Source organism: Hydrogenophaga sp. PAMC20947, assembly GCF_004795855.1.
Classification (GTDB): Bacteria; Pseudomonadota; Gammaproteobacteria; order Burkholderiales; family Burkholderiaceae_C; genus Hydrogenophaga.
Genome location: NZ_CP039252.1, coordinates 117,508 through 132,509 on the forward strand (window position 1 = coordinate 117,508; position 15,002 = coordinate 132,509).

General features: G+C 60.3%; 13 protein-coding genes and 1 pseudogene. 5 read left to right on the top strand and 9 right to left on the bottom strand.

From position 1 onward, the window contains the following. Positions 1–173 precede the first annotated feature (173 nt). Complete coding sequence (locus tag E5678_RS00535; protein WP_136176724.1) at positions 174–836, bottom strand: transmembrane anchor protein; 663 nt, start codon at positions 834–836, stop codon at positions 174–176. 20 nt (positions 837–856) lie between these two features. After that, positions 857–1,594: a HupE/UreJ family protein gene (locus tag E5678_RS00540; protein ID WP_136176725.1), complete on the bottom strand. Its 738-nt coding sequence runs from the start codon at positions 1,592–1,594 to the stop codon at positions 857–859. A gap of 535 nt (positions 1,595–2,129) precedes the next feature. Here E5678_RS00540 and E5678_RS00545 point away from each other — a divergent pair. The 3 genes from E5678_RS00545 (at position 2,130) to E5678_RS00555 (ending at position 4,981) form a co-directional block, all read left to right on the top strand. Next, complete coding sequence (locus E5678_RS00545; protein WP_136176726.1) at positions 2,130–2,408, top strand: metal-sensing transcriptional repressor; 279 nt, start codon at positions 2,130–2,132, stop codon at positions 2,406–2,408. 46 nt (positions 2,409–2,454) lie between these two features. Beyond that, a complete protein-coding gene (locus E5678_RS00550; protein WP_136176727.1) occupies positions 2,455–3,774 on the top strand; it encodes an MFS transporter in 1,320 nt (439 codons plus the stop codon). Between the two features lie 259 nt (positions 3,775–4,033). After that, a complete protein-coding gene (locus E5678_RS00555; protein WP_136176728.1) occupies positions 4,034–4,981 on the top strand; it encodes an IS481 family transposase in 948 nt (315 codons plus the stop codon). A gap of 190 nt (positions 4,982–5,171) precedes the next feature. Here the strand turns inward: E5678_RS00555 and E5678_RS00560 are convergent, their stop codons facing one another. The 4 genes from E5678_RS00560 to E5678_RS00575 all read right to left on the bottom strand — a co-directional run bounded on the left by E5678_RS00560 (position 5,172) and on the right by E5678_RS00575 (position 10,892). Then, positions 5,172–5,357, bottom strand: a complete 186-nt coding sequence (locus E5678_RS00560) for a hypothetical protein (RefSeq protein WP_136176729.1) — start codon at positions 5,355–5,357, stop codon at positions 5,172–5,174. A gap of 355 nt (positions 5,358–5,712) precedes the next feature. Then, a complete protein-coding gene (locus E5678_RS22875; protein ID WP_136176730.1) occupies positions 5,713–6,366 on the bottom strand; it encodes a hypothetical protein in 654 nt (217 codons plus the stop codon). A 469-nt stretch (positions 6,367–6,835) separates the two neighbouring features. Further along, entirely contained in the window at positions 6,836–7,168 is a 333-nt protein-coding gene (locus E5678_RS00570; RefSeq protein WP_136176731.1) for a hypothetical protein, read from the bottom strand. A gap of 88 nt (positions 7,169–7,256) precedes the next feature. Beyond that, positions 7,257–10,892 carry a DUF4132 domain-containing protein gene (locus E5678_RS00575; RefSeq protein ID WP_168708455.1) on the bottom strand — a complete coding sequence of 1,212 codons (3,636 nt, stop codon included), beginning with the start codon at positions 10,890–10,892 and terminating at the stop codon, positions 7,257–7,259. Positions 10,893–11,386: 494 nt separating this feature from the next. Between E5678_RS00575 and E5678_RS00580 the strand changes: the two genes are divergently transcribed. After that, entirely contained in the window at positions 11,387–11,662 is a 276-nt protein-coding gene (locus E5678_RS00580) for a hypothetical protein (protein ID WP_136176733.1), read from the top strand. Between the two features lie 18 nt (positions 11,663–11,680). On the opposite strand, the pseudogene E5678_RS00585 reads toward E5678_RS00580, so the two are convergent. Both E5678_RS00585 and E5678_RS00590 read right to left on the bottom strand, forming a co-directional pair. After that, positions 11,681–12,420, bottom strand: a pseudogene (locus E5678_RS00585) (hypothetical protein). A gap of 285 nt (positions 12,421–12,705) precedes the next feature. Next, positions 12,706–13,407, bottom strand: a complete 702-nt coding sequence (locus E5678_RS00590) for a substrate-binding domain-containing protein (protein WP_136176734.1) — start codon at positions 13,405–13,407, stop codon at positions 12,706–12,708. Positions 13,408–13,592: 185 nt separating this feature from the next. Between E5678_RS00590 and E5678_RS00595 the strand changes: the two genes are divergently transcribed. Next, positions 13,593–14,465 carry a plasmid replication/partition related protein gene (locus tag E5678_RS00595; protein ID WP_136176735.1) on the top strand — a complete coding sequence of 291 codons (873 nt, stop codon included), beginning with the start codon at positions 13,593–13,595 and terminating at the stop codon, positions 14,463–14,465. A 67-nt stretch (positions 14,466–14,532) separates the two neighbouring features. On the opposite strand, the gene E5678_RS00600 is transcribed toward E5678_RS00595, so the two are convergent. Beyond that, a complete protein-coding gene (locus E5678_RS00600; protein ID WP_136176736.1) occupies positions 14,533–14,994 on the bottom strand; it encodes a YccF domain-containing protein in 462 nt (153 codons plus the stop codon). Positions 14,995–15,002 lie beyond the last annotated feature (8 nt).

Here is a 15,002-nt window from a genome sequence, read left to right on the forward strand (position 1 = left end):
GCTGTGTCCGTGGACAGATTTTTCGAAGCCGGTGAGAGCCACCAGAAAGCAGGCGATCAAGAGCGAACTCCCGAGCGTTTTGATCGCCTTCATTGGGGGTTTCAATTGCGATTTAGATCGAATGCTGAGCAGTAAGGGGCGCAGCCGAATTGGTCACTGCGCCCGTTTCCACATCATTGTTTGATTTCGCTGTAGTCGCCACGGGTGCGCAGGACCAACTGAACATCTGACTGACCCCGGTTGCGCCAGTACCAGCCATGGTTGCCCGTGAATGCTGCCTCCAGAACACCTTCATCAGAAGCTACGCCTCTACCCTTTTCATAGCTGATTGATTTGCCTGGCGCATCGCCATGTGTGTCGAAGTTGACTGCGCCACCCTTGACCACCCAGGCGTATGGAGCCTTGGCGCCCGCAACCATCTTCAACTTGATTTCCGTTCCTTCACCCGGCGTTAAAGTGAAGGGAATTTCGTCCCGCCACGCCACCTTGGGTACCGTTAGTGGGACGGGAGAACTCGCGGAGTTTTCTGGTACAGGCTTCGTTGCTGTTTGTGCCGCATTGGCGTTGGGGAGAACTGATGCTTCGGCTTCCGTTGAGGCTGCTGCTGGTACTCCTGCTGCATCCGCTGCCGCTTCTGCCGCCAATTGTTGTTTGACCTCACCCATCCCTGTCAAACGCAGGGCACGTCCAACCCCTGTTGGGTCGATACCGTATTCAGCAGGTAGAACCACTGCCACTAGAAGGACCAGGGCCGATATAGCAGCCAAGATCGTGGATCGCAGGAGCTGTTTCGAAGAAGGCAGCTCAACGCGTGCAGGTGTATCGCTGTTGTACATGTTAAAAATTCCTTGAGTGCTCAAGACACGAAATAGCCGGTGAGTTGCATGCCCACCAAAATGAAACCCGCACTCATCATGGCGACGTTGGCGGTGTAGGCGTGATGTATGAAGCTGGGAGTGCGGCGCCAGAAGCTCATGCCGATCAAGATGACCGTCAGCGCCAGCAGTTGCCCGATCTCCACGCCCACGTTGAAGGCGAGCAGGTTGGGCACCAGCCCGTCGGCGGAGATTTCGTACTCCAGGATCTTGCTCGCCAACCCAAAACCGTGAAACAGGCCAAAGACCAACGTCGCAACTTTGGTGTTGGGTTGAACCCCCAGCCACCGCTGGAAAGCGCCAATGTTGTCCAACGCCTTGTAGACGACAGAAAGACCGATGATCGCGTCGATCAGGTAGCTGTTGATCCCGATGTTGAAGTACACGCCCAGGATCATGGTCGTGGAGTGCCCCAATGCGAACAGGCTCACATAGATACCGATGTGCTGGATGCGGTAGAGGAAGAAGATCACCCCGAAGAGAAACAGGATGTGGTCATACCCGGTCATCATGTGTTTGGCACCCAAGTACATGAAGGGCAAAAGGTTCACCCCTGATATTTCCTGGATGTAGCCTTTGTCACCAGCCGTGACGGCATGGGCGAAGGCTTCATTGCTTCCAATGAGAAGACAAACGACGAGTGCAGAAAGAAGTAGCAGACGGGTCTGCCAGTTCGCCCATGGCGAACGTGGCAGCCTGTCGAGGACATGGCTGTGCATGAAGACTCCGATGGTCTGAAAGAAAGGGTCGCGCTGCGAGGCGCAGCGCAAAGGCGGTGACGAGAAGCGCCTCAGCCCATCGGTGGGCGATCCAGCCGGTAGGCTTGCCCCATTTCAATCCAAGGCCGCACCATGACTTCCCAGCTGGGGAGCTGCGGCGATGCAGCCCCCCAGGCAAGGGGCAGGTGATGGGCCAAGTCGTGCGAATGATCCATTGCGTGGTGGGGATGCTCTCCACTTGCACGCTCATCAGCTGCTGAGACCTCGACACCTTGATCGGCATGCTCATGTCCGTGAAGATCCCCGGCAGAGGTCAGCGCAGATTGATGCGATTCAACAATAGCTGCAAGACCATGGGAGCTCGTGAGTCCTATCGATGAGACGACCGTCCCGAATGTGATCACGATGAGCACCAGCCACCGCATACACATTGCTGCCAGAGTAGGCCGTGTGGATGGTTGAGCAAGCAGGGTCATGAAGTTTTTGTGGGTTTTCGCAGGATTATAGTATCCCCCTAGGGAGGATAATACGGAGCATGACAAAACCGCACATTCACGCTTCACACCCAGCCGTCATCAAACGCCTAAAGCGGGCGAATGGGCATCTGAACAGCACGATAGCCATGTTGGTGGAAGGCCGTCCCTGCCTGGATATCGCTCAGCAGTTGCAGGCGGTGGAGAAGGCTGTACAACAAGCCAAGAAGGCGCTGATCCAGGACCATTTGAACCATTGCCTTGAGCATCTCGTGGGACCACTTGCGGGAGAGCACCAGCACTCCATGGAAGAGTTCAAGGAAATCACTCGGTACCTCTGAGTTGTTGGCTCTTGCATACCGAACGCTGATCCATTGAGACAAAAACATGCTGGCCATTCTTTCCAACCGCACCTACCGCCACTTGTTCGCCGCTCAGGTGATTGCCTTGATCGGGACCGGTCTGGCGACCGTGGCGCTGGGACTATTGGCCTTTGATCTGGCGGGCGAGAACGCAGGGATGGTTCTGGGAACGGCATTGGCCATCAAGATGATCGCCTACGTGGGCGTGGCGCCGGTCGCTGCAGCCTTTGCCGAGCGCCTGCCCAGACGCACCATGCTGGTGACGCTGGACATGGTCCGAGCAGGTGTTGCCCTGCTGCTGCCATTTGTTTCCCAGATCTGGGAGATCTACGTGTTGATTTTTGTGTTGCAGGCAGCGTCGGCTGCTTTCACACCCACCTTCCAGGCTACCATCCCCGACGTCCTTCCAGAAGAGGCGGACTACACAAGAGCCTTGTCGCTTTCACGCCTTGCATACGACATGGAGAGCCTTGTCAGTCCGATGCTGGCTGCCGCATTGCTGACGGTGATCGGCTTTCACGATCTGTTTGCTGGCACGGTGTTTGGGTTCTTGGCTTCCGCCGTGTTGGTGGTCTCGGTGGTTTTGCCTGCGCATCCAACTCCAAAGCGCCGCAGTATCTATGACCGGACCACACGCGGCCTGCGAATTTACCTGGCCACACCTCGGTTGCGCGGACTGTTGGCCGTGAACGCGGCAGTCGCAGCGGCAGGCTCCATGGTTTTTGTCAACACGGTGGTCATCGTGCAGGGAAAATTTGGCTTGCCCCAGAGCGCGGTAGCCCTAGCGTTGGCCAGCTTCGGAGCAGGTTCCATGATGGCAGCGCTGGTCTTGCCCAGTCTGCTGGAGAAGCTGGCCGACCGGCGCGTGATGTTGGCTGGCATCGTGTTGATGGTCGTGGGCATGTTTACCGGCACCTTGGTGGTCGGACATGCCTCGCTCATGACCTTGTGGTTTGCCCTCGGTTTGGGCTACTCGACCGCGCAGACGCCCTCCGGGCGCTTGTTGCGGCGATCCTCAAATCCAGAGGATCGACCCGCGCTTTTTGCCGCTCAATTTGCGCTTTCGCATGCCTGCTGGTTGTTGTTCTATCCCTTGGCCGGATGGTCGGGTGTCCGTTTTGGCATGCCGTTGACCTTTGCTGTTCTGGGCAGCGCTGCCGCATTGGCCGTCTGGGTGGCCACACGGGTCTGGCCGCCCCAGGATCCAGAGTCCATCGAGCACGAACACCCTGATCTGCCAGCAGGACATGCCCATGGCGCGGGGGCCACCGAGCAAGGCCCACGGCATTCGCACCCTTTTGTGATCGACGACCACCACCCGCATTGGCCCAACTTGGGTCGTTGAAGCCGACTCAGAGTATTTGACTTGTTCCGTGACTTCACCCATTCAACTCAGTGGAAGAGATCTAGGCACTTCGGCCTTGCTTGGGGTTCGGGTGTGGCGGCCAAGTTGCCTTGAGGCCCTCACTCCACGAAAGTCCGTTTTTCGATTTGTTGAGCGACAGCAGTGGGTCGACTAGCTGTAGTTTCCCAAGAGGTTGTTCACCCGAGGTGAAGGAAGATGGAGGTTCTGACATCTCCCAACTTTCTTCAGGATTCCTCGAATGAACATCCACAAGAATGCCTCATTGACGCCCAAAGGTCGAGCACATTTGATGCGAGAAATACAGCGCGTTGGACTCAAGCCCGCTTGCGTAGCTGCGGGACTGAGCCCCCGCACGGCTCGCAAATGGCAGCGCCGCTTCTGCCAACACGGGCCGACGGGTTTGATTGACCGCAGTTCACGCCCTCTCACAATGCCGCAACGCACCTGTGTGCAAAAGATTGAACGCGCCCTGGGCTTGCGCAAGAACCAGCGCTTGAGCTTTGAGCGCATCGCTGAGCGCCTGGGGCTCTCGCGCAGTGTTGTGGCACGTGCCTGTAAAGCCGCGGGGCTGGGCAAACTGCCACCTGTCGAAGGCACTCCCCCGGTGGTGCGCTATGAGCGACAAACGCCAGGAGAGTTGTTGCACCTTGACATGAAGAAGCTCCCGCGCTTCAAGCAGCCCGGGCACAGGGTCACGGCAGACCGAACTAAGAAGACGCCTCGGGCTGGCTACGAGGTTTTGCATGTGGCCATTGATGACCGTTCACGTGTGGGCTTCTGTCAGCTGCTTACCGATGAAAAGGCCCACAGCGCGTGTAGCCACCTCCTGGCAGCGCTGCGCTACTACCGGGCCTTGGACGTGCGCATTTGGGGCGTCATGACAGACAACGGATCGGCTTACCGATCCAAGCGGTTCACAAAACTGCTGCGCCGCTTGAAGATCAAACATCAGCGCACCCGGCCTTACACGCCACGCACCAACGGCAAGGCTGAACGCTTCATCCAGACGCTGCTGCGTGAGTGGGCTTATGCCTATGTCTACCCCGGCTCAGATGTGCGCGCCAGCGAGCTCCAACCTTGGATGATTCACTACAACTTCAGGCGCCCACACTCGGCAACTGAGCACCGTCCTCCCGCTTCACGCCTTGGCTTTGCAGGGAACAACGTCGTGAGAAACTACAACTAGCGCCGGCGGCGGCTTGAGGAAGCGGTCGTTCAGACCGGCTTTATAGCTGGTGACGGCTTCCTGGTGCGTCCGCGAACTGGCCGTCCCGGCTAATTGCTGACCGCTCGTCTCATCGAGGTTGCAGCCGGAGACAACTGCAATCTGATCATCAGTTCGCGGCCTTGAAGCGGTAGGCGTCCGCGGGGACCTTTCAGGGCCAATGCACCGTCGAGATCGCTTCGATATCGATCTGGCGGCGGAAATAGGCGTCGGCTGGCAGTACGGGGCCACGTGCCGGCACCACGCTGCACAGCAGCATCGGATCGCGCAGCACGAGCGTGAACGTTGGCAGGCCCTTTCCGTTGCCCTGGCTGATTTCGCCGAGCGTCAACGCCATTCGCAGTGCCGGGCTGGGAAGCCACGACGAAAGCCGAGGCTGCGGTACTGGAAACCGATGCCTCGTTCAGCGTCATCAGACGCCGCGAGAGCCGCGACAGCGACGGCGAGTTGCCCAGCCTGGCGGGCGTCAGGCGACCCTGACCGCACGACCCGGCAGGCGTGGAGCGCTCGCGAGCTTACAGAACAATGTGACGCATTGCGCCATCACCCGAGACCCCTGCAGCCAGTCGAAGTCCCTGCCGACCATGGCGCGTGCAAATGGTTAGCTCTCGCGTGCCCGCTCGCTAGTCGTCGAGCCACCCAACCCCTTCTCGTCGCAAGGGAAGTCCATAGGCCGCCCTTCACCTTTTTCGTCAAGGCGGCCCGTCCTGTCCGTCGCCCTCGCGGCCAGCGTTGCGCCGTGCGGCGGCTGTCTCGATGACCGATTCTTCGTCCTCGCTCGGCAATTCCTTGGACATCGGGTCGGTTGCCATCGCGCCCTCGAGTGCGTCGCGTGCTGCGTCGGTGTCGTCCATGACGTCCAGGCCAGGGTCTCCGGCATCGTGCGCCATAGGCGCTTCGATGATGCGGTCCACCGAGATGTCGGCGCCCGCGCGGTCTCCTGGGTCGTCGGCGGCGCTTCGGCGTTCCCCGGTGCCGGCGGCATCGCTGTCGGCGCCGGGCCGCGCGCCGCCGCGAGATTCCAGCGGGTGCTGCGCGTCGTCGGCCAGCGCTACGTCGACCGGCACGAACGGGTCGGTGCCCGGCGCGTCTGCGACGCCGACGGTGTCGCTGCCGCTGTCCGAGTTGTCACTCGGCCCCAGTGCCCGGGTGTCGCGACCCTTGGCCTCTGTGGGAGCCCTGCTTGTGCCCAAAAGGCTGCTCTGTCCCATGGCTAAAAACTCCTTGTGTTGGCGATCGGCACCGCTAGTTGAACTGGTGCTCAGCATAGGCGCCACGCTTTGGCCAGTCGGTACGGTGGCGCACACAACGGCGCAATCGGGCGATGCCGTAACACACGGCAGCACGCCAAAGAACCCAGCCTGAGTCCCCGTTTCGGATCAGCCACGGGGAGACGCAGTGCATCGCCTGCAGGCGAGATCGTGATGTAACCGCCAGACCTCGGCAGCACGTGACTGCTTCCGGGCGCCCCTGTCGATAAGGCGTGCGTCAGCTCAGGGTCGACTCGCGCCGGTGGTGACATGAGAAAGCGGTCGTTCGGTCCAGCCCGACTGCGGGCGTCGGCTTCCTGGAGCGGCCACAAACTGGTGGTTTCGGCCACTTGCGGTCATCCGATGGATCAGGAAATCGCCATTCAAAGGTCAGGTTTCAGATTGCAGCCGCCACAGGTCGACTGGCGATCCAATACTCCCATCCTCCAAAGCTGTCGCTCACAGTCTGCGTCCCCAACCGACTTCTGGCAATGGCGGAGCGGGTGAAGACGTCAACACGATAGTCTCCGCGGCGAACAGTTCGTCAAGAAGCCAGGTCCATGCGTTACCCCGATCGCCACATCAGCAAAACCACTCCAGCAATAATCACTAACCAGACGTAGATCGGCTTGATGTGTTGTCCCATGAATCCCGTCTCTTCATCGTTGTCCGACTTGCGGCGGTTCGTCCACTTAAGCGCCAGGTAGGCAAAGAGCATCATGCCCAGTGCCCGACCTACACCCGTCAATGACGACGTTTCAGTGGTAGCACCGGAATTGGCTGTCTCCAAGGCTGCTTGCGCTGACCAAGGAATCAAAAAACCCAACCCACCACATAGCACCCTCTGAAAAGTGCCGACGATCCGACTGTGCATCCGCAGGTTGCCGTTCTTTTTCATGAAAGTGGTCTCAAAATCGCCATGCTTGGCAGTTGATCCAGTCAAGCCGGTCTAACAGGAAACATGAAGCTACTCCTGATCCTTGAAGTCAACTGCGATCGGACTGCGCAAGGAGTTCTGGCGCAAAACGCGGCAGTTCCTTCGTATGCCAATCGATCGCAACCGCACGCACACGCGCGCTCGGATAGTCAGGTTTCCGGATCAGCATGCGCTTTGGCGTCCAAGCCCAGATCTTTGCCGCGAGCTGATCGCTATTCCGCTTGTTGTCCTCCATTCCCCATTTGGCAGCTACGCCGCCCTTACGCCAGTTTTGAACGGCGTCAAGCACGCGCTCACCACCTTCCCCCCAGAACCGCTCGACGGGCATCGACGAGAGGTGCTCGTCCTTCTCGAATGCGCGAGCATATCCGGCGATATCGCCATTTCCTGAGCCGTAACACCCCGTACCGACCAATGTGCGCAAGTTCTGCCGATCGTGCAATTTTTCGGGTCGTGCACCGCGCTTCGCGTCTGAGCGAACGACCCAGGTTCTACCGAACAGGCTCAGTGCTTCCGCCGCGAATTCCAGCAGGGAAGGTCCAACTCCTTCGGTCGGCAGAAGCAACGCGGTAGCCGCGCGGCCAAGTGGCGACACATCTGCCGCGAGATGCTCAAACTTTAGCTCGCGCTCGTAGCGGCCTTGCCGCCCCTCGCCATTCAAGATAAGCCCCTTAGTGATTGACTTGATAGCCAGCATTTTTTCGGCGAACATCGGCGCCGGGGCAACCAGGTTTAGCGGCGACAACCAGTCGCCTTCGACACTCGGCCGTAGCCGCTCGAGCACCAACAACGCTGCAACCAAAAATTCACCCGCCGTCTGGAGGCTGTCGGCAGATAGGTCTGCGTCGATCAAGAGGCAATCGGATTTCGCCGTGTCGGCAACGGCCTGAACGGTCGAAACTACGGGCAAGGGCACCGTGTTAGTCACGATCTCAGCGAGATCGGAGCAGCGTTCGGCCACCAGAATGGGGGGAACGCGCTTCGCAATGATGCCTGGCGTCCGTGGCAATGGCACCTCGGGAAAATCTGTTGACCGAAAGTACAGAGTGCTGAGCACAACTTCTTCGCCGTCTCGCTCGATCTCAAGTTCGACCCGGTGCGCAGGGCTGTCACCCACAGTGTGCTCGTAGATGCAAGTGCCTCGTTCGGACACCCTGCGAGCCTCGTAACCGAGCGCCGCTACCTGTGCGTCGAAGGCGGCTCGGGCAACGCGTTGCCCTTTAAAGTTCTCGATTGCCTGTGCCCAGCGCGGATCATCCGATACGGTGGGCTGCACTCGTCCGAACTGTCTAAATACGGGTTCGATGCCGTCGCGTGCGTCGGCCGTACGCCATGCATCGATCGATGCCGAATCGAGTAAGCGCTGGTGCGCGAGCACGATCTTCACACTGGTGTCGATCGTGACTAGTGCACCGTTCGAGTCACGCGTCACGCCTTTGGCGTCGGGTCGGAATGAGGCGATCACGCGCTGATCGTCGACTGCCAGCCAAACCAGGCTTCGCGCGAGGCGGCGCAACAATAAATGCGCTGCAATGCCTGATTCCCAGTCCTGAGGTTTCCAACGACGACCTAGATCCATCGCAGCTTGCAGTCGAGCACGCTCGAGGTTCAGTAGTGCGGCCAAGGGCGGGACTCCCGGCTGGCCAAACCCAGATACTGGTACTGAGCGATCAACCAGTTCGTCCACAGTCGTCTTGCGCCGCTCGGCCAAGCGGTACAACGCGGCATTGGCGCGAAACCATGGCTCGCGGCGATCGTTGATGCCATCGATTCGCTGAGCCGCGAGCATGCGCAGCAAGTGCACCGCAGATGTTGTTTCATGCTCGGCGATCGCCTGTACTGCACTTTCGGCGACATTGCTAGAGGACAGATCAAGGGCCCTCAACTTAAGAACCTGTCCGGCGATCCAAGCTGCTGCGTCGGACGGTGATGGCTGTACCGGCGCAACTGCATATTGTTTGCGTTCATCGAGCCATGCGCGAGCGGCGAGCGCCGACGCCGCGTGTGTTCGGGTAGTTGCGAGTTGCAGACGCTCAATCAGGCGGACATCGGCCGACATCAACGCGCGACGTGCGGCTCGCGGCCTCCCCCGTTCCTGGCCTCGATAGATAGAGCTGGTGTCGGAGTCGTGTTCTGCTGGCGGCGCGAGTGCGATCTCAAGAAAAAAGTCTGCAAGCACATCGGGCATTGGCACCAAACGGGCTATCAGTCCGGCAAGTGGGTGTCCATCAGGACTTGGCTGGAACCCTTGCAACAATGGCTCAAGCGGCAAACGCCACCAGTCGTCAACCTCGCTTAGCAGTGGTGCGACGGCTGCCGCTGGCCAGTGAGCGACGTACTGCGCAATCTCGCCAGCGCAGAGCCTGCGCAAGAGAGCGTCGCGGCGGATGCCAATGGCTGCTAGGTGTTCCCGCACGACACGCAGATCGGGCTTCTCCTGGTCACGGTAGTGGGTGACCAAAGCCTCGACGAACTCATCGACCGCGTGCGCACTACCCCCGATCTGTGGGTTGAGAGCCATTACACAGCGCATAAAATGCGCGAGATCTATATTGCGACCAACTGGATCGGCGAAGAAGGCCGGCACGAAATCACGCATTGCGATCGAACAGCGAAGTGCATCTGGCGATCGCCCCCCATCGGCGTGATCAATGACCAGCGCCTCGCGCAAATCGGCAAGCAAAACCGCATCGGGTTCAATCGGCCGATCGCCCTGGCTGCCATCGGTAGGCCGATCACGGGCCGCGACCTGGGTTGGGTCCAGTGCCGCATGCGCAACCCGACCAACTGCGACAACCAAAGCAGCTCGTTCTTTTTCGTCGGGTACAGCCCATCCAGTTGGTCTTGGCACAATGGCGGGGCGCACTGGAATAGCGCCAGTAGACAGTATCGGTAGACCCGCGTCAGCCAGTGCGGAACGCAGGGCATCACCGCCATACCGAGCAGCCATCGCGAGTGCTGCGCGCAGCCGCAAGTCGCCACTCCCAGCAAGCGGTGCTATCGCGTCAGCGAGTCCGTCCAGCAGTTCCGGTGTAGCGATCGCTATCGTTCGCAGTGTCGCGGCGGAAGTACGCGGATCAGCGCGAAGGCATTCGCGCAGGCTGGCCACTTTCGAGCGCGCGGTTTCGGCGTAGCCCGGCATGGTGCACCAGAACAGACGGAGTTCAGGCACCGCGATGCAGCTATCGCTGTCGTTGACCGAGCGAAGTAGGAGGTCTGACTGATGACCCGCGATCTCAAGCAGGTGCGACAGGTGTGCGAAGTCGAGTCCATCGATCGGATCAATTGCATTGACGGAACTCGAAACGTTGACCTGGGCGCTAGCAAACCGAACCAGGTACTCGACCCAGCTTGCGTCGGCGGGCAACCGTAACCTTTGTGGTGCAGAGATCGCTGGGTTGTTGTACACCGCTACTAACAGCTCGCCAAAGCGAAGAGCCTGCGGATCGGGCAGTTCGGCAAACGCAGCAACCAGTGCACGGCGTTCTGGGTCGTTCGGCGCGATCCCCCCGTCCTCGATGAACGCTCTTGGGATTTGCCGCTGCGTTCTAAACAGATCAAGCCCGTCGGTTGACTTGCCGTCTCGCAACCAGGCGAGCAGTGATTCTGCCGCGCCGTCCGGAAACGAAACTCTTGGGCGCGTGGCCATTCGCGCGATGAGCTGCGCTAGTGCATCGAAGAACATATTTAGCAGCTGCGTAGGTTTTGGGATTGGCTGTGTGCGGGTTTTGTGCCGTGTGAGAGTCAAGATCGTACAGCCCGATTTAGCGGCTCGAATTCTCTCGTTGTCGACTTGCAACACGTCCATTGGCGCACTTATTGGGGATGCCATAAGTGCTTGTTGAGTCTTCCAATGCTTGAAGAGGAGCCAACTTGTGAAAACATAGAGCGGGTTGAGCGCAGACCTCTTCCTACGGCCAGGTGAGCGCACAAAATGCCTCACGAGAAAGTCTGCTTTCACTATCACTGGCTACTACGGTGGCGCGTGCGAGGGACAAGTTCCGAAGTAGAGCAGTCGTTCCTTGTGACAACTCACAAAGGGCTCCTTAGGGTCGATGCACGACGCTCGCAAGTCCTACATTCGGCCAGCTGCAACCGGCCGCAAATGACAGGGGCTTGGATGTCAACTCGGGCGTCCCAAGCTCTTCCTGGGAAGCCTGGGGAGCTTTAAGATGAACCATGTTCAAGATTTACTGGACCGGTGCTGATCACGCCGCTTGCTCTCAAAATGCCTCGTTGCTCGCCAAGGCGCTGGAGCTCGTCAAAGAAAAACGCGATGCTGGGTATTCCTTTGTGACCATGGTCGCCGAGGATCCCAATCAGGTTGGGAAACCTGGCGTGGATGCCGTTGTGAATGGAAAGACGCCAGATGGCCAGGACTACGATTGGTCAAAGGCAGGGCGGGCCGGAAAACCTCGAAAACACGACAAGGTCGTGACCCATAAAGACCACTGATGCCTGTGCAGAGCGGCCTTAATCCGCCCGGCACCAACGACCCGTATCCGGGCACACGCTGACCCGCGCACCGTTCAGCCAGACCTGCTCTTCGTCCAGTCTCAACGAGGTCGCTGGATCGGTGTCAAAGGCGATCTGCAGGGCGCGACCGACGTCGGTGTTTTCGACCGGCAGTTCCCAGGTCAGGAATATTTGAGTGCGGTCTTCGTTGGGGGGTGAACCCTCTGTATTCGAACGGTCACTGTGGCGCTCAATGACAGCATGAGGTTGACCGGTGTCGAAAATCACAACCGTGCCTCTGGTCAGGGGGATTCGATGCCCGGTAGCGGGAAAATGCACGTCCAGACCACAGTCTTCGCTCAGAAAGAGGTTGCAAAAGGCCATGCCGCCGTAGTGATCAGCGTCGTGGTGGTATTTCGTGCCGAGGGCGGCCATCAGGGCGATGTCACTGGCGGCGAGCACTTCTTTCAAACCGAGCGTGCGTGTCCAGTCGGCCACCGCCTTCAGGTACATCTTGAAGTCTGGCCAGCGGGTGCGTGCTCGCGCCAAAGGCAAGGCTTCTACGTCGCCGGATGCCAAGTCCAGGTGCTGCGATATTTCGTGTTTCCAATCTGCTCGCAAGCGCGCGGGGGGGCAGGCACATCGACCCGGCCCGACCGCACGGTACCGCTCACGCGCCGGCTGCGGATGGCATCACCACTCCAGTAATAGGAGACGGGGTGCTCTGGCAGGCGAAGCAGGGGATGGGGGGTGATCATCTGGGCCAGTGCCGTGAGGCGAAGCAGCCCATCTGCGCTGCGTTCAACTGAATCGCTCCGATTTTCGTGGCGGGCGGCTGGTTGGCGTCAAGCCACCGGGGTGGATGCCTGGCTGGCGAGTTGCCGGTGGGTGAGGGCAGCCTGCGGAGCTTGCATCAGGAAACGCGGTTCAGAAAACCCATTTAAAGAGGGGCCGGGGCCGAAGCCGCCATGGTTTGCCCGGGGCACCAGGGATGCCCTTGCGCCATGTCACGCAGCCCCAGCGGGGACAGCAAGGGGTGGCTGTCAGGCCTCGAAGCCGATCTCCACGCGCAGCGGTGCGGCATCGGAGCCGATCAGCTTGCTGATGAATTTCGCCGCCTGCACAGGATTTTTCGACTGGGTGGTGATGGCCACGCTGTAGATGGTGGACAGGCCCAGCTTGCCCGGCAGCAGCCCGGCCACCACCACGTCCGGGGCAAACCGGATTTCGGTGGTCTGGATACAGCCCAGCAAGCCCTTGCCTTTGCCCTTGGCGAGCGCGGCCAGCGCTTCTTCGCTGTTGGGGAAGATGTGCAGCCGTGTCTTCAATTCGTCTTCGTTGATGCCCAGTTTTCTGAGCACCCGAATGATGTGTGCGCCGGCCGTGGACAGCTTGGGGTCGGGGATGTAAATGCCTTCGGCCGCCAGCAGGGCTGCCTCGAAGGCATCGGTGGAGACGATATCGGGCACAGGATCACCCTTGCGCACGGCGACCCCTGTCTTGACCACGCCCAAGATACGGGCACTGCCCGCCACCACATGACCGTCTTGCTCCAGCTGCGTGATCTGCGCATCGGTCAGGGCCACCAGGTCGGCCGCTTCGCCGTCGGTGACACCGTCTTCGATCGTGCCCACGGCATCGAACACGCACTCGACCTCACAACCCGTCTCGGAAAGAAAGGCATCGTGGAGTTGCGCGACCAACCCCTGAACGGCACCGCCGCTGAGCATTTTTATTTTTGTCATGCCCCTATTTTGCCTTGTTGGCCGGATGGTTTCACGGACGGCATCGGTTTTATAGCAACACAGGCGAAAAGAGGGCCTGGTCTGCTTGCTGCGCCGTGGGCCGCTGCGAACGATGCCTGGAACCGGGCGGTCATGGCCGCCCACTACAATTTCGGCCCTGCTTGCCTTTCCCGGACCCTATTCCCATGAACATCACCGTCAGCCCCGAGCTGAAAGCCTATATCGACCCCCTGACCCCAGACGAACACGAGGCGCTGGAGCGCAGCATCCTGGCCGAGGGCTGCCGCGATGCGCTGGTGTTGTGGGGCGAAACCCTGGTGGACGGGCACAACCGCTACGGGATATGCCAGAAACACGGTTTGCCGTTTCAGACGGTGCAAAACACGCGATTCCAGTCGATGGACGACGTGCACCTGTGGATGATCGACCAGCATCTGGGCCGCCGCAGCGTGTCGGATTTCCAGCGGGGTGTGCTGGCGCTGCGCAAGCGCGAGATTCTGGCCGAGCGGCGTGCACAGGCGCAAGCGGCCGAGCCGTCGCCGGATGGGGCTGTAGCCGCCGATTCGTCGACCGCTCCCTGGGACGCCTCTGGCGAAACGGATGGGCTGCCGGCGGCCAAGCCATTGAACAGCCGCGAAGACATCGCCAAAGCGGCCCGCCTGAGCAGCAGCCAGGTGGTGATGATCGAAAAGATCCAGAAGCAGGCGGCGCCGGAGCTGGTGGAGGCGTTGAAAGCGGGCACGTTGTCGCTCAATGCCGCCGCCGCAGTGGCTTCGTTGCCGGCGGAAGAGCAAAAGGCGGCCGTCAGCGCGGGCAAAGAGGAGCTGAAGCTGGCGGCCAAGCGCGTGCGCGATGCGCGGCGAAAGCCTCCCCGCGAGGCGGACGATGCGGCGGATTCGACAGAAGCCGAAGCTGGCAACGGCGCAACGGCCCGGTATGCGCCTGTGGACGAGGCGCAGGCCTTGCAGGCGCAGGTGGCGGCCTTGCAGCTTGAAAACACGGCTTTGCGCGAGCAGGTGATGAGCTTGCAGGCCCAGCTCGATGCGCTGTCGGTTTGAGGCTGCCCGGAACGTCTTCGCGGCGGTGACGGGGTCAGGCGCCCGATTGAGCGCCTGAGGGCCGCTGCTACGCGACTTTTCGACCTGTGCTCACGCCGCGCTGGGCGTTGTGGCGTTGGGCTGCCCAGGCTGTTTCCTTGGGCACGATGGTTTTGCCAATGGGGGCCAAGGCGAGGCCCGCCAGCTTCAGGTGTTGCAGGCCAAAGGGAATGCCAATGATGGTCAGGAAGAGGGCCACGGCTGAAATCACGTGGCCTATGGCCAGCCAGATGCCGGCCAGCAGAAACCAGATGATGTTGCCCACGGTGCCAAACGGGCTGGTGCCGATGTCGCCCTGGCCGGTGAGCGCCTTGCGGTCAATGGCTTCGTGACCAAAGGGGAAAAAGGCAAATTTCCCGATGACGAAGCAGGCACGGCCCCAGGGCGCACCGACGATGGTGACAAACGCCAGCAGGCTCACGATCCACCAGCCCAGGCCCATGAAAAAGCCCCCCAGAATGAACCACAGGAAGTTGCCGATGGCGCGCATGTGAGAGG

Bases quoted from the DNA above. Each gene is read 5' to 3' on its own strand.
- E5678_RS00535 (WP_136176724.1), bottom strand. From the start codon at position 836: ATGTACAACAGCGATACACCTGCACGCGTTGAGCTGCCTTCTTCGAAA.
- E5678_RS00540 (WP_136176725.1), bottom strand. From the start codon at position 1,594: ATGCACAGCCATGTCCTCGACAGGCTGCCACGTTCGCCATGGGCGAAC.
- E5678_RS00545 (WP_136176726.1), top strand. From the start codon at position 2,130: ATGACAAAACCGCACATTCACGCTTCACACCCAGCCGTCATCAAACGC.
- E5678_RS00550 (WP_136176727.1), top strand. From the start codon at position 2,455: ATGCTGGCCATTCTTTCCAACCGCACCTACCGCCACTTGTTCGCCGCT.
- E5678_RS00555 (WP_136176728.1), top strand. From the start codon at position 4,034: ATGAACATCCACAAGAATGCCTCATTGACGCCCAAAGGTCGAGCACAT.
- E5678_RS00560 (WP_136176729.1), bottom strand. From the start codon at position 5,357: ATGGCGTTGACGCTCGGCGAAATCAGCCAGGGCAACGGAAAGGGCCTG.
- E5678_RS00570 (WP_136176731.1), bottom strand. From the start codon at position 7,168: ATGAAAAAGAACGGCAACCTGCGGATGCACAGTCGGATCGTCGGCACT.
- E5678_RS00575 (WP_168708455.1), bottom strand. From the start codon at position 10,892: ATGTTCTTCGATGCACTAGCGCAGCTCATCGCGCGAATGGCCACGCGC.
- E5678_RS00580 (WP_136176733.1), top strand. From the start codon at position 11,387: ATGTTCAAGATTTACTGGACCGGTGCTGATCACGCCGCTTGCTCTCAA.
- E5678_RS00590 (WP_136176734.1), bottom strand. From the start codon at position 13,407: ATGACAAAAATAAAAATGCTCAGCGGCGGTGCCGTTCAGGGGTTGGTC.
- E5678_RS00595 (WP_136176735.1), top strand. From the start codon at position 13,593: ATGAACATCACCGTCAGCCCCGAGCTGAAAGCCTATATCGACCCCCTG.
- E5678_RS00600 (WP_136176736.1), bottom strand. From the start codon at position 14,994: ATGCGCGCCATCGGCAACTTCCTGTGGTTCATTCTGGGGGGCTTTTTC.